The sequence below is a fragment of the Arthrobacter echini genome (assembly GCF_004803505.1).
Lineage (GTDB): Bacteria > Actinomycetota > Actinomycetes > Actinomycetales > Micrococcaceae > Arthrobacter_D > Arthrobacter_D echini.
The window spans coordinates 155,952-169,438 of sequence record NZ_SSWH01000006.1 but is presented as its reverse complement, the minus strand read 5'-3'; the positions used below and the strand labels follow the sequence as shown (position 1 = coordinate 169,438).

The 13,487-nt window shown below is 68.6% G+C and carries 12 protein-coding genes; 7 read left to right on the top strand and 5 right to left on the bottom strand.

Annotation, left to right across the window (positions count from 1 at the left end; all coding sequences use genetic code 11):
- Position 1: 1 nt before the first annotated feature.
- On the top strand, positions 2-871 hold the full coding sequence (gene purU / locus E8P82_RS08800) for a formyltetrahydrofolate deformylase (protein WP_246021142.1): 870 nt from the start codon (positions 2-4) through the stop codon (positions 869-871).
- 212 nt (positions 872-1,083) lie between these two features.
- A complete protein-coding gene (locus E8P82_RS08795) occupies positions 1,084-2,442 on the top strand; it encodes an MFS transporter (protein ID WP_136454117.1) in 1,359 nt (452 codons plus the stop codon).
- Between the two features lie 33 nt (positions 2,443-2,475).
- On the opposite strand, the gene E8P82_RS08790 is transcribed toward E8P82_RS08795, so the two are convergent.
- Positions 2,476-3,378, bottom strand: a complete 903-nt coding sequence (locus E8P82_RS08790) for a phosphatase PAP2 family protein (RefSeq protein WP_168796530.1) — start codon at positions 3,376-3,378, stop codon at positions 2,476-2,478.
- A gap of 157 nt (positions 3,379-3,535) precedes the next feature.
- Here E8P82_RS08790 and E8P82_RS08785 point away from each other — a divergent pair, with 157 nt between their 5' ends.
- On the top strand, positions 3,536-4,579 hold the full coding sequence (locus tag E8P82_RS08785; protein ID WP_281275785.1) for an o-succinylbenzoate synthase: 1,044 nt from the start codon (positions 3,536-3,538) through the stop codon (positions 4,577-4,579).
- Complete coding sequence (menD, locus tag E8P82_RS08780; protein ID WP_136454114.1) at positions 4,576-6,327, top strand: 2-succinyl-5-enolpyruvyl-6-hydroxy-3-cyclohexene-1-carboxylic-acid synthase; 1,752 nt, start codon at positions 4,576-4,578, stop codon at positions 6,325-6,327. The genes E8P82_RS08785 and menD overlap by 4 nt, the downstream gene beginning before the upstream one ends.
- A 5-nt stretch (positions 6,328-6,332) precedes the next feature.
- Here the strand turns inward: menD and E8P82_RS08775 are convergent, their stop codons facing one another.
- The 4 genes from E8P82_RS08775 to E8P82_RS08760 form a co-directional block, all read right to left on the bottom strand.
- Positions 6,333-7,103, bottom strand: a complete 771-nt coding sequence (locus E8P82_RS08775) for an amino acid ABC transporter ATP-binding protein (RefSeq protein ID WP_136454113.1) — start codon at positions 7,101-7,103, stop codon at positions 6,333-6,335.
- Between the two features lie 5 nt (positions 7,104-7,108).
- Positions 7,109-7,894, bottom strand: a complete 786-nt coding sequence (locus E8P82_RS08770) for an amino acid ABC transporter permease (protein WP_211096839.1) — start codon at positions 7,892-7,894, stop codon at positions 7,109-7,111.
- 75 nt (positions 7,895-7,969) lie between these two features.
- Complete coding sequence (locus E8P82_RS08765; RefSeq protein ID WP_136454111.1) at positions 7,970-8,782, bottom strand: transporter substrate-binding domain-containing protein; 813 nt, start codon at positions 8,780-8,782, stop codon at positions 7,970-7,972.
- A 116-nt stretch (positions 8,783-8,898) separates the two neighbouring features.
- Positions 8,899-10,239 (bottom strand): isochorismate synthase, encoded by a 1,341-nt coding sequence (locus E8P82_RS08760; protein ID WP_136454110.1) that lies wholly within the window; start codon positions 10,237-10,239, stop codon positions 8,899-8,901.
- 62 nt (positions 10,240-10,301) lie between these two features.
- Between E8P82_RS08760 and E8P82_RS08755 the strand changes: the two genes are divergently transcribed.
- Genes E8P82_RS08755 through E8P82_RS08745 form a run of 3 tightly spaced genes read left to right on the top strand, consistent with a single transcriptional unit; the run spans position 10,302 to position 13,481 of the window.
- Positions 10,302-11,063, top strand: a complete 762-nt coding sequence (locus tag E8P82_RS08755; RefSeq protein ID WP_136454109.1) for a demethylmenaquinone methyltransferase — start codon at positions 10,302-10,304, stop codon at positions 11,061-11,063.
- The gene (locus tag E8P82_RS08750; RefSeq protein WP_136454108.1) at positions 11,064-12,380 is read left to right on the top strand and encodes a geranylgeranyl reductase family protein; all 1,317 of its coding nucleotides are present in this window, start codon (positions 11,064-11,066) and stop codon (positions 12,378-12,380) included.
- A gap of 9 nt (positions 12,381-12,389) precedes the next feature.
- Positions 12,390-13,481, top strand: coding sequence for a polyprenyl synthetase family protein (locus E8P82_RS08745; RefSeq protein ID WP_136454107.1), 1,092 nt, complete (start codon positions 12,390-12,392; stop codon positions 13,479-13,481).
- Positions 13,482-13,487: the final 6 nt, after the last annotated feature.

The following is a 13,487-nucleotide window of genomic DNA, read 5'->3' as shown; positions in this document are numbered from 1 at the left end:
GGTGGCAGAGAGTGCCGAGGTGGCACACGAGTACGTCCTGACACTGGACTGCCCCGATGTCCCGGGGCTCGTCCACGCCGTCTCCGGATTCCTGCTGGAGCACAGGTGCGACATCATCGACAGCAAGCAGTTCGGGGAGCGCTCCGAACAGCACTTCTTCATGCGATTGCACTTCCGGTCCGACGCCGGCACCACAGCCGGGGCCCTCCGCGAGGCCTTCGGTGACGTTGCGGACCGGTACGGGATGCGCTGGCGGCTCGAGGCGCACAGATCCCGGCGGCGCGTGCTGATCATGGTGTCCAGGTTCGGTCACTGCCTCAATGACCTGCTCTACCGCACGAGGAACGGGGAACTGAACGTGGAGGTGGTCGCCGTGGTGTCGAACCACCGAGACCATCAGGCGCTCGTCGAGTGGCACGGCATCCCGTTCTTCCACGTCCCCGTCACACCGGAGACCAAGCCGGCGGCGGAGGCGCGCCTGCTCGAGCTGGTCGGCGAGTTCGAGGTTGAGCTCGTGGTACTGGCCCGGTACATGCAGGTCCTCAGCGACGAGCTCACCCGCAAGCTGGACGGACGGGCGATCAACATCCACCACTCGTTCCTGCCGAGCTTCAAGGGTGCCAAGCCGTACCACCAGGCCTATGCACGCGGTGTGAAGACCGTCGGTGCCACCGCGCACTACGTGAACAGCGAGCTCGACGAGGGACCCATCATCTCCCAGCAGGTGGTGGACGTGGACCATACCTACGGGCCGGAGGACCTCGTCGCCGCAGGCCGGGACACCGAGTGCAAGGCGTTGAGCAACGCCGTGCGCTGGCACTGCGAGGGACGCGTGATACTGCACGGCAACAGGACCGTGATCCTCCGCTAGGGGTTCCGTCTCCAGCACCGCGGTCATCAGCACGACAGGAGAAGCCGACCGGAGCACCGGTCGGCTTTCTCGTGCCCGGAGTCCGTCCTTGAAGCGCAGTCCTGGACCTCACCGCTGAAACACATCGCGGCGACCCTTGACTGTGACGTTGCGCACTCATAGTCTTGTGCAACCATGTTGCATTGAATGCAACTCCGACGAAGAGGTGGATCATGGCGGAGAACGAGGACAACCGCAGTTCCGTTACCACGGGGGCATCTCCCGTGGGTCTGGACGAGACGTTCGCACCGATCACGGTGGACAGCAGCACCCGCAGGCGAGTCATTGCGGCGAGCTTCATCGGCAACTTCGTCGAGTGGTTCGACTACGCCGTCTACGGATATCTGGCGGTCACGATCGCGGCGGTCTTCTTCCCGGAGTCCGATCCGCAGACGGGCCTCCTGCTCACCTTCGCGCTCTTCGCGATCTCCTTCCTGGTGCGGCCGATCGGCGGCTTCGTGTGGGGGCACATCGGCGACAAGGTGGGACGGCGGACCGCGCTGTCCCTCTCGATCCTGATCATGTCCGGTGCGACGTTCTGCATCGCCCTCATCCCCAGCTACGCCGTCATCGGCATCTGGGCGCCGATCCTGCTCCTGCTCCTCCGCGTGGTCCAGGGCTTCTCCGCCTCCGGCGAGTACGCCGGTGCCTCGGCGTTCCTCGTCGAGTACGCCCCCGAGAAGAAGCGCGGGCTCTACGCGGCCGTGGTGCCGGCGAGCACGGCGGCCGGGCTCCTGCTCGGCTCACTCATCGCGGGCCTGCTGACCACCCTGCTCGACGACGACGCCATGAGCAGCTGGGGCTGGCGTCTGCCCTTCCTCCTCGCCGCCCCCATGGGCCTGATCGGGCGCTACATCCGGACCAAGCTCGAGGACACCCCGGTGTTCCGCGAGCTGGCGGAGGAGGACGAGACCATCAAGGCGCCGGTCGCCAGCCTCTTCCGCCTCCACTGGCGTCTGCTGCTCCGGGCAGGCGGGGCCGTGCTGCTCAACGCCGTCGGCTTCTACGTGATCCTCAGCTACATGCCCACGTATCTCTCCGCGGAGCTGGGCCTCGGTGCCACGGAGTCCTTCCTGGCCACCACCATCGCGCTGATCACCTACATCGGCTTCATCTTCCTGACCGGGGCGCTCTCGGACCGCTACGGCCGGAAGAAGGTGCTCATCTCGGCGTCGATCACGTTCATCGTGCTGACCGTGCCGGCATTCGCCCTGCTCGGTACGGGGAGTTTCCTGGTCATCGTCCTGGTCCAGATCCTCCTCGGCGCCATGCTCACGCTCAACGACGGGACGCTGCCGTGCTTCCTCGCGGAGATGTTCCCCACCCGCGTGCGCTACACCGGCTTCGCTGTCAGCTTCAATCTCTCGAACGCGATCTTCGGCGGCACCGCGCCGTTCGTGGCGACCTACCTCATCGGCGTATCGGGAAGCGACCTGGCTCCTGCCTGGTATCTCGTCGCCGCAGCGGTCGTGTCGCTGATCGCCGTCGCCGTCTCGCGCGAGACCTCCGCCGAACCCCTGCGCCACGAGTAGTCGGCGTTCCCGGCGGGGCGGGCGCCGGAGCGATCAGGCAAGCGCCCTGCCGGTGAGCCGGGCCGCCGCGAGGAGTGAGCCTGTCGCGGCTGCCAGGACGAAACCTACGCCGGTGATCCACAGCAGGCCCCACCAGAAGAACAGCGGGCGGCCGGCATCCGGAGCCGGGAACGGGAGGTCGGCCCGAACCGTGAGGTACACCAGGGCCGAGAGCACCAGGCCACCGACACCCAGCGTCCAGCACAGCACGAGCCAGCGACGCGAGGATCCCCACCCGGCGCCCGCTGCCCGCCGGGTGCTTCCTTGTCCGTCCGTCCGCAGGATCACCGGTCCGGCGAGCAGTGTCCAGCCGCCGACGACGAGCAGGGCCGCGACGACGTCGGCCGGGCGGTGCCAGAGATTGACGTAGGTGGCAGCCCCTGCAAGGACGGAGTACGCCCCACCCATCGCCGCAGCGAACGGACGCCACCGCGGCGCCACGATCAGGAGGACGGCGGCTGCCGTGGAGGCTGCGAGGGTCGTGTGCCCGGACGGCAGCGAGTTGAAGCTCAGTGTCTCCACGCCCCGGTCCGGGCGATCGAGGACGACGTTCTTCAGCAGCTGCGTCGTGAGGTTCGAGGCGGCGATGACGCCGGTCGCGACGATGGCCGCCGGGTATCGTCTGCGCAGCACCGCGACGAGGAGGATGGCGGCTGCCGTGAGGATCAGCGAGATGGTCGGCAGGGTGTCGAGGAAGCTGAGGAAAGCGCCCTTCGTCTCCGGTGCCAGCAGAGCTGCCTGACGCAGCGCCGACTCGTCGGCGAACTGGCCCCGTGTGGTCCGGACGAAGGCCCAGTAGGTCCATCCGAGCGCTGCTGCACAGCCTGCTGCCGCCAGGACGAAGACTATCGGCAGCCACGGTGCTCGCCCTGCGGGGCCGGTCATCTGCTGAGGCATCGCGTCAATGCTTCCACATGCGCCTGTGAATTCCGGTGGTGTTACAGGTCTGCCCGATGCACGTCGGCTCCGTAGGGTCGTGGGCCCCGTCGTCTCGGAGCTTCTGCTCCGGGAGTGCTGCGTGGCAACGCTCCCGTAGCCTGAGCGTGTGAGCGCTGTGTCCAACCCTCCGCCGGATCCCTTCGTGGGCGGCCGGCCGCTTCCCGTGCCCGACCTCCACGACGTGATCTCCTCCGCACGGGTGGTCTCCATCCCCATGCGGGTGAAGTTCCGCGGCGTTCTCGAGCGCGAGGCCCTCCTGGTCGAGGGGCCTGTGGGCTGGGGAGAGTTCTGCCCGTTCCTGGAGTACGACGACGTCGAGTCCGCGCCCTGGCTCGCTTGCGCGCTCGAGGCGGCGTGGCATGGTTTCCCTGCACCGGTCCGCACGTCGATCCCGGTCAATGCGACGGTCCCCGCCGTCGAACCGGGTCGCGTGGAAATGGTCCTCACCCGCTTCGGGCGTGTCGGCGCGGTCAAGATCAAGGTCGCCGAGCGGGGACAGAGCCTCGCCGACGACGTCGCCCGGGTCGCGGAGGTGCGCCGCCTGCTGCCCGACGCCGGTATCAAGCTCGACGCCAATGGTGGCTGGAGCACGGACGAGGCGCTCGCTGCCGTCGACGCCATGGCCCGTTTCGACCTGCAGTACGTGGAGCAGCCCGTGGCCGACATCCCGGGTCTACGCACTGTTCGCCTGGAGGTGCAGCGACGCGGGTACGGTGTGCTCGTCGCCGCGGACGAGAGCGTCCGGCGCCAGGAGGATCCGCTGCTCGTGGCCCGTGAGGATGCGGCCGATCTCCTCGTCATCAAGGCGCCACCCCTCGGTGGTGTCCGCCGGGCGCTGGAGATCATCGCGCAGGCCGGGCTTCCTGCCGTCGTCAGCTCCGCACTGGACACCTCCGTGGGCATTCGCGCCGGCGTGGCCCTCGCCGCCGCGCTGCCGGAGCTGCCCTACGCCTGCGGACTCGCCACGGTCTCGCTCATGGCCGGCGACGTGACGCAGTCCTCCCTGATGCCCGACGCCGGATCCCTGCCGGTGCGCGACGTCGCCGTGTCCCGGACCCGGCTGGAGCGCTTCGCTGCCGCACCGGAGCGCACGCGGTGGTGGCTGGAGAGGCTCCGCCGCACCCATGCCGTCCTGTCGGGTGTGAGGATGGGGTCGTGACCGAATCCGCGACCGATCCTGATCCTGCCCTCGATTCCGCCGCATCGGCAGCGCGAGCCGTCGCAGCACTCATCGCGGGCGGCGTCACCGACGTCGTCGTCGCCCCCGGGTCCCGCAGTGCGCCGCTGGCCTACGCGCTCGCCGACGCGGAGGCGGCAGGGCGCGTGCGCCTGCACGTGCGCATCGACGAACGCTCCGGGGGCTTCACGGCACTGGGCCTGGCCCTGGGTGCGGGCCGTCCGGTTGCCATCGTGACGACGTCGGGCACAGCCGTGGGAGAACTCCTGCCCGCCGTCATGGAGGCGAACCACGCGGCGGTGCCCCTCGTGGTCGTGTCGGCCGACCGGCCCGCCGAGCTGCGGGGGACCGGGGCCAACCAGACCACCGTGCAGCCGCAGCTGTTCGGCGTGCACGTACGCACGGACTTCGACGTCGCCGCCGGGGACGACCCGACCGGTCCCGTCACGGCGGCACTCCGGGCCGCACTCGGCGGCGACGCGGGTCACACCCCGCGTGGTCCCGTGCACCTGAATCTCGCGTTCCGGGACCCGCTCGTGCCGACGGGGGACCGCTCGCCGAATCACGATGATGCTCAGGAGGCGGTCGCACCTCCGGCGGCCGTGGAGCCGGTGCCGGTTCCGTCCGGTACTACCCGGTCGGACAGGGCCGCTCTCAGCGCGGCAGGGCAGGCGCCGAGTCCACGCACCGGTCCGCGCCATGGCAGCCGTACGGTGGTCGTCGCCGGACACGGTGCCGGGGACATCGCCGCCGTCGTCGCCGCGCAGCTCGAACTCCCCTTGCTGGCCGAGCCGTCGTCGAACGCGCGTGTCGGCAAAAATGCGATTACTGCGTACCGTCTGCTGCTCGATGAACTCGGACCGAGGATCACCCGTGTAATCGTGTTCGGTCGGCCCACACTCTCCCGGCCCGTGACGGCGCTCCTGGCGCGGTCCGACGTCGAGCACGCGCTGTACCTGCCCGAGCCCGTCGCATGGTTCGAGGAGGGCCGCCGACCCGAGCGGATCATCGTCGATCTACCCGAGCTGCTCGCGTTCGCCTCCCGCGGGGAGGAGGGGTGGCTGCGCACGTGGCAGGAAGCCGGGGCACGAGCGGACGCCGCGATCCATGCACTGCTCGACGACGAGGTGGAGCTCACCGGCCTGCACGTCGCCGAGGCGGTATGGGCCGGTACGGAGGGCAATCTCGTGCTCGGCTCCTCCAATCCCATTCGCGACGTGGATCTCATGGCGTCCGCGGACCGGCATCCGCTGGAGGTCTTCGCCAATCGGGGTCTCGCCGGCATCGACGGCACCATCTCGACCGCGACAGGCGTCGCCCTTGCGAACGGTGTCCCCACACGTGTCCTGTTGGGGGACCTCACCTTCCTGCACGACGTCGGTGGGCTGCTGATCGGCAACGGTGAGGTGCAGCCGGATCTGCAGATCGTGGTGCTCAACGACGGCGGCGGCGCGATCTTCGGTCTGCTCGAACATGGAGCCGAGACGACGACGGACCGCTACGGGTCCGCCGTCGAGCGCCTCTTCGGCACGCCGCACGCCGTCGACGTCGCCGCCCTGGCCGCTGCGTACGGTCTCGGGTACGAGCGGGCGAGAACGCTCGAGGAGCTGGGGTCTGCGCTGGTGCGGCCAGTCGTCGGGCGCTCCGTCCTCGAGGTGCAGACCCGGCGCAGCGGTCTGCGGGAGCTTCACGCGCGCATCCGGCGGGCGGTGTCCGCCGCCGTCGGCTAGCTAGGTCAGAGCACCTTGGAGAGGAACGACTGCGTCCGCTCGTGCTGCGGATCGCCCAGGACGTCCTCGGGCACGCCCTGCTCCACCACCACGCCGCCGTCCATGAAGACCACGCGGTCGCCCACCTCGCGTGCGAAACCCATCTCGTGCGTGACCACCATCATGGTCATCCCTTCGCTCGCGAGCTGCTTCATGACCCCCAGGACATCACCCACGAGCTCCGGGTCGAGCGCGCTGGTCGGCTCGTCGAAGAGCATCATGTCCGGATCCATCGACAGCGCCCGCGCGATGGCAACACGCTGCTGCTGACCGCCCGAGAGCTGCGCCGGGAACGCGTCCGCCTTCTCCGCGAGACCCACTTTCTCGAGGTTCCGCCGTGCGATCTCTGCCGCTTCGCGCTTGCCGCGCTTCTTCGCCCGTCGCTGGGCGAGGGTCAGATTCTGCAGGACCGTCAGATGCGGGAACAGATTGAACTGCTGGAACACGATGCCGATGCGCGTCCGGATGGCATCGAGATCCGTCTCGCTGTCGGTGATGTCGATCCCCTCCACCATGATGACGCCGCTGGTGGGTTCCTCGAGCCGGTTGACGCAGCGCAGCAGCGTCGACTTGCCGGACCCGGAGGGGCCGATGACGCAGACCACCTCGCCCTGGTCCACGTGGAAATCGATGCCCTTGAGCACGTCGTTGCTGCCGTAGGTCTTGCACAGCTCGCGCACCTCGATGGCGGGGACGGCCACGGGTGCTGTCGTGCTGCCCGTCACTGGATGTGCCATGGGGCTCACCGGCCTCTCTTGTTGTGTCGTTCGAGCTTCGCCACCAGCTGGGTGAGCGGCAACGTGATGACCAGGTACAGCAGGGCCGCGACCACGAGCGGAGTTGCGCTGGCCGTGCTCGAGAGCGCGTCGCGCGCGAAGGTGGTCAGTTCCCGCTGGTCCAGAGCCATCCCGACGATGAACAGCAGCGAGGTGTCCTTGATGATGATCACGAGCTCGTTCGTCAGCGGCGGAGTGATGATGCGGAAGGCCTGCGGGAGGACCACCGTGATCATGGTCCACAGCGGGTTCAGGCCGAGCGAGCGTGCTGCCTCCGTCTGGCCCTTGGGGACGGCCTCGATGCCGGCGCGGATGGTTTCCGCGATATAGGCGGAGGACACGATGATGAGCCCGATCAGACCGGCGCCCGTGCTGCCCCCGGGCGGTCGCCATTCGAGAGCGATGGGGACGGCGAAGGCGAAGGCGAAGATCACCAGCAGGGCGGGCAGGCCACGGAACAGCTCGATGAAGCCGGTGGCGAGCCAGCGGTACGGCAGCACCGGAGAGAGCTTCATGAGGGCCAGCACAAGTCCGAGGAGCACACCGCCCACGAAGGCGATCAGGGTGTAGATGACGGTGTTCTTCGCGGCGGTCAGCACGATGTCCGGAAAGAGCGACGCGGCGATCTCGGGGTTGAAGAAGTAGGGCTGGATCCGCTCCCAGTCGGCGGACAACACGACGAAGAGGACCACCAGGACGAACACGACGTAGAGAGTGCCCTGGACCAGATATCTGCGGGTTGAGCGTTTCACGCGCGGGATGTACCTTCCGTCAGCGGGGTCGCCCGCGCGGCCGGGCATCGATCCGGCCGCACGGGCAGGGCAGGTCTACTCCGCGAAGTAGGAGTCGTAGATCTCCTGGTACCTGCCGCTGTCCCGCAGAGCGGCGAGCTGCTCGTTCACCGCGGCGACGAGTTCCTCGGTGCCGTCCTGGGACATCGCGAAGCCGTACTGCTCGTCCGTCTCGTACTCCTCGGCGATGGTGAAGGCGCCGTCCTCGGTGTGGCCGATGTTGACGGGCAGATCCTGCAGGAGCGCGTCCACACCACCCGCCTGGATGGAGGCGTACATCTCGCCGTCTGACGGGAAGGAGACGATCTCCGCATCCTCCGGTGCGTTCTCTCCCGCGTAGTTCTCGCCGGTGGTGCCCTGCTGCACACCGACCCGCATGCCGCCCAGATCCTCGATCGAGGAGATGTCGGAGCCCTCGGGGACCAGGAGGGACTGCAGCGAGTCGTAGTAGGGGTCCGAGAAGGTGAGGCTCTGCTGGCGCTCCTCGGTGATGGTCATGGCACTGGCGCCCACATCGCACGTGCCCGCACCGAAGGCGACGCCGCTCTGGAGGCCGTCGAAGCCGACGTCCTGCACGGTGAACTCGAGCTCCATGCCTGTGGCGATCTCCCGCATGAGGTCCAGATCGAAGCCGGTGTACTCCCCGTCCTCCTCGAACTCGAAGGGCGGGTAGGGGACGTCCGAGCAGACGGTGAGCGAGCCGGGTGTGACGAGGTTGAGGCCGCCGGCCTCCGAGCCGGGCGTCGCGTCCGAGCCGGTGTCGGCGTCGTCGGAGCCTCCGCCGCAGGCACTCAGTAGAAGGGTTCCGGCGGCTACTGCCGCGAGCAGTGCGCTGTTCCTGCGAATCATGAAGGACCTCACTTGGACGGGAGCGATGAAGAGAAATGTCCTGCTGATTGTAACGACGAACACAGAGATGTGCGTCACAGGTTACAAGAAGTGCCCATGGGTAACCCTGGGCTGCGTCAGCGGCTGATGCCGAGGGCTTCCATCATGGGGCGGAACTTGCTCCACGTCTCCGCCAGTTCCGCCTCGGGCCGGGAACCCTCCACGATGCCGCACCCGGCGTAGAGCCGGACCCTTGTCGGAGTCTCGACGACGGCGCCGCGGAGGGCGATCCCCCACTCTCCGTTGCCGGCCGCGTCGATCCAGCCCACGGGCCCCGCGTAGGGTCCGCGCTGGAGGTGCTCGAGCTCGCGGATGAGCGCGCCGGCAACGGTGGTCGGGGTGCCGCACACCGCCGCGGTGGGATGCAGTGCCTGCACCAGGGCCAGCGACGTCGGTACGTGTCCGTCGCCGTCCGGGGTCAGATTCGCCGTGACGTCCGAGGCGAGATGCCACACGTTGGGCAACTGCAGCACGAACGGCTCGCTGTGCGAGGTCATCGAGCTCGTGAACGGCTCCAGCGTCCCGGTCAGGGAGTCGATCGCGATCTGATGCTCATGGAGCTGCTTCTCCGAACCGGCGAGGACCCGCTCGGCGTAGCCGGGATCGGCTGCCGGCGCACCGGCGCGATCGAGCGTCCCGGCAAGGACACGCGCCTGGGCCGTGTTGTTCTCCACCTTGATCAGCATCTCGGGCGTCGAACCGATCAGGCCGTCGACGGCGTAGGTCCAGCAGTCCTCGTACCGCACGGCGAGCTCGCGCAGCACCCGCGCGGTGGACACCGGCCGCTCCAGCTCCGCGACGACGTCGCGGGCGAGCACGAGCTTGCTCAGCTCGCCGTCGTGGACGTGCCTGACACCTTCGGCGACGACCGCCTGGTACTCGTCCTCGCTCAGGACGCCGGGGGCAAGGCGGTCTCCCGGGCTCGGGGGGTACTGCTCGTCGGGCTCGAGGAGATAGGCGGCCAGAGCGGTTTCCGCGGCCTCGGCAGTGAGCTCTGCCTCGGGGTCATCGGTGATATATGTCAGCCACCCCCGGCCGTCCGTGCAGCCCACCACGACCTCGGGCACGATCAGGCGTGACTCGTGTGCCGAGGTCTTGGAGAAGGCGAAGGACCCGAAGGCGATCAGCCCTGACCCCGGGACGCCGAGCTCGTCGACCACGTGGGCGCCGGCCAGTTCCCGACGCCACCAGTCCTGCCCACGGGTGAAACGGTCCGGCCCGGTCACCGTGAAGCGCTTCGTCTCGCCGTAGCCCACCATGCCTCCGTTGTGCCGGATCCAGGTGTGGGCGTCGTTGCGCACCAGATAGTCCAGGAGGCCGGAACGGGGGTCCAGCCCGCCGTGAGCCACCGTGATGCTGCGGAGTGCGCGGGACTGTCCGGGCGCAGGTGTCAGCGCGGTGAGGGACTCGGTGCTCATGATTTCCCAGCCTACTCCGGCGTTCCGCGCGTCCTGGAGATTTTGTTTGAGATGATGGACAGGTGAACCGAGCATCGCTGGAAAAGCGCCCCGACGAAGTAGCCGCCATGTTCGACGACGTGGCACCCAAGTACGACGTCGTCAACGATGTCCTGTCCATGGGCCAGGCACGCCGCTGGCGGCGCATCGTCGTGGACGCCGTCGACGCGGTACCGGGCGAACGCGTCCTGGATCTGGCGGCCGGAACCGGTACTTCGAGTGAACCGTACGCCGATGCCGGCGTCGACGTCGTCGCCTGCGATTTCTCGCTCGGCATGCTCACGGTGGGCAAGCGCCGACGGCCGGACATCGACTTCGTCGCCGGAGATGCCACCGATCTGCCGTTCGCCGACAATTCGTTCGACGCCGCGACCATCTCCTTCGGGCTCCGTAACGTCGCTCAGCCGAAGAAGGCGCTCGAGGAGCTGTTGCGCGTCACCCGGCCCGATGGCCGGCTGGTCATCGCCGAGTTCTCGCAGCCTGTCGCCCCGCTCTGGCGCACCGTCTACACCGAGTACCTCATGCGCGCGCTGCCTGTCATCGCGCGCAGGGCAAGCTCGAACCCCGATGCCTACGTCTACCTCGCCGAGTCCATCCGCGCCTGGCCGGACCAGGACTCCCTCGCGGCCTGGATCGGCGAGAGCGGCTGGGAGGATGTCGAGTACCGCAATCTGAACGGGGGGATCGTCGCGGTGCACCGCGCGTTCAAGGCCCCTGCCGCATCCGCCGGGGAAGCATTGCGGCCCGGGCAGGTCCTGCTGAGCCGTCGGACGACGGCACTCTAGGTGTCGGTCCTCATCGTCGGCGCCGGACCGGCCGGGTCCACCGCCGCCTACTACCTCGCGAGCGCCGGGATCGAGGTCACGGTCCTCGAGAAGACGCACTTCCCCCGCGAGAAGGTGTGCGGGGACGGCCTGACCCCGCGCGCGACGCGGGAAGTGCAGCTGCTCGGCCTGCCGCACGACGAGAGCGAGGGGTGGCGCCGGAACAAGGGTCTGCGTCTCATCGCGGGCAGGCGCACCGTCGAGGTGCCCTGGCCCGAGCTCAGCGACTTCCCGGACTACGGGCTGGTCCGTACGCGGGTCGGCTTCGACGAGGCCCTCGCACTGCATGCCCGCGACGCAGGAGCCACCATCCTCCAGGGCCATTCGGTCTCCTCCGCCGTCCGGGACGAGACCGGGCGCGTCAGCGGCGTCACGGTGAATCTGCTCGACGCCGACGGCCGCAAGACAGGTGAGACGCGCTCGTTCACCGCCGACGTCGTACTGGCAGCCGACGGCAATTCCACCCGCACGGCCGTCAGCCTCGGGATGCAGAAGCGCGACGACCGGCCCCTCGGCGTCGCCGTCCGCACCTACTTCACCAGCCCGCGGACGCACGACGAGTGGATGGAGGGCTGGCTCGAACTTCCCGACGCCGCAGGGAAGCCGCTGCCCGGCTACGGCTGGGTCTTCGGCGTCGGCGACGGCACGTCCAACGTAGGGCTCGGGATCCTCAATTCGTCCGCGGAGTTCGGCAGACTCGACTACAAGCAGGTGCTCCGCGACTGGACCGGTGCCATGCCGGGGGAGTGGGGTTTCACCCCGGAGAACCAGGTCGGCGAGATCCGCGGAGCTGCCCTGCCCATGGGGTTCAACAGGACGCCGCACTACAGTCCGGGCCTGCTGCTCCTCGGGGACGCCGGCGGTATGGTCTCCCCGTTCAACGGCGAAGGAATCTCCTATGCCATGGAGTCCGCGCGCTACGCAGCCGAGTTCATCGAGCGGGCGCAGGGTATTGCCTCCCCGCTGGGTCGTGATCAGGTCATGTCGGGCTACGCTCCCTACGTGCGCAATCGCTGGGGCAGTCACTTCACGCTCGGACGGATCTTCGCGCAGCTGATCGGCAAGCCCGCCGTGATGTCCCTGGCGCTACGCACCGGTATGCCGATCCCGCTGCTCATGCGTTTCGTGGTGCGTATGCTCGCGAATCTCACCGATGCCGGAGGCAAGGGTTTCGAGGACCGTGTCATCCGCCTGCTCGAATCCCTCGTGCCCGCCACCACCAACCAGCCATCGGCGACGTCGCTGCTGCGTGCGCAGGGCGTGGGTGCTCGTGGTTAGGCTTAGACCGTGACGCACTCCTTCAACCCCGGGTGGACCAACGCGGGTCTGAGCGGCGCCCTGGACACGGCGGATCCCCAGGACGCCGATGCGTTGCATCTGCCTCCGGGGTTCGCCCTCATCGCGGAGGATCCGGAGCTCGGTCCCTCGGTGTCGTCGTGTCTCGCCGAGGTCGAGACCCAGCTCCGCAATGCCATCTCCCACTCCGATCCCCTCGCCGATGCCACCAGCCGGCACCTCGTCGAGGCGGGCGGCAAACGCATCCGGCCCCTGCTGACCATCCTCGCCTCGCATCTCGGCAATCCCGCCAGCAGGAAGGTCGTCCAGGCTGCCGTCGTCGTCGAACTGACCCATCTGGCCACCCTCTACCACGACGACGTCATGGACTCCGCGCCCTATCGCCGCGGCGGTCCCACCGCCCATGAGGTGTGGGGGAACTCCGTGGCCATCCTCACCGGGGACCTGATCTTCGCCCGCGCCTCGATCCTCGTCTCGGAGCTGGGCGGCGAGGCGCTCGGGATCCAGGCCCGCACCTTCGAGCGCCTGTGCCTGGGCCAGCTGCACGAGACCGTCGGGCCCCGCGAGGACCAGGACGATCTCGAGCACTATCTCTCGGTGATCGCCGACAAGACCGGGTCCCTCGTCGCTGCCTCGGGCCAGTTGGGAGCCATTTTCGCCGATACCCCGCGCGATGTGGTGGACATCATGGTCTCCTACGGCGAGAAGGTGGGCGTGGCCTTCCAGCTGGCCGACGACGTCATCGACGTCACGGGCCTGAAGGTGAAGTCCGGCAAGGCTCCGGGGACGGATCTTCGCGAGGCGGTGCCCACCCTGCCCGTCATCCTGCTGCGTCGCGCCGCGACGGCGGGGGACCGGTCGGCAGCAGACGTGCTGGAGCTCGTCGACGGCGACCTGACCTCGGACGAGGCGCTCGCGGACGCCGTGGCAGCCCTGCGCTCCCACCCGCAGACGCAGGAGGCGTGGAACGTGGCCCGGCAGTGGGCGGACGACGCCGTCGCAGCCCTCGCTCCGTTGCCGGACAGCGTGGTCAAGCAGGCGCTCACGAGCTTCGCGCAGGCCGTGGTCAGACGGGACGTGTAACACACG

Coding starts and splice junctions, on each gene's coding strand:
- E8P82_RS08765 (WP_136454111.1), bottom strand. CDS start 8,782: ATGATTCGCAGGAACAGCGCACTGCTCGCGGCAGTAGCCGCCGGAACC.
- E8P82_RS08775 (WP_136454113.1), bottom strand. CDS start 7,103: ATGGCACATCCAGTGACGGGCAGCACGACAGCACCCGTGGCCGTCCCC.
- E8P82_RS08760 (WP_136454110.1), bottom strand. CDS start 10,239: ATGAGCACCGAGTCCCTCACCGCGCTGACACCTGCGCCCGGACAGTCC.
- E8P82_RS08795 (WP_136454117.1), top strand. CDS start 1,084: ATGGCGGAGAACGAGGACAACCGCAGTTCCGTTACCACGGGGGCATCT.
- E8P82_RS08790 (WP_168796530.1), bottom strand. CDS start 3,378: ATGCCTCAGCAGATGACCGGCCCCGCAGGGCGAGCACCGTGGCTGCCG.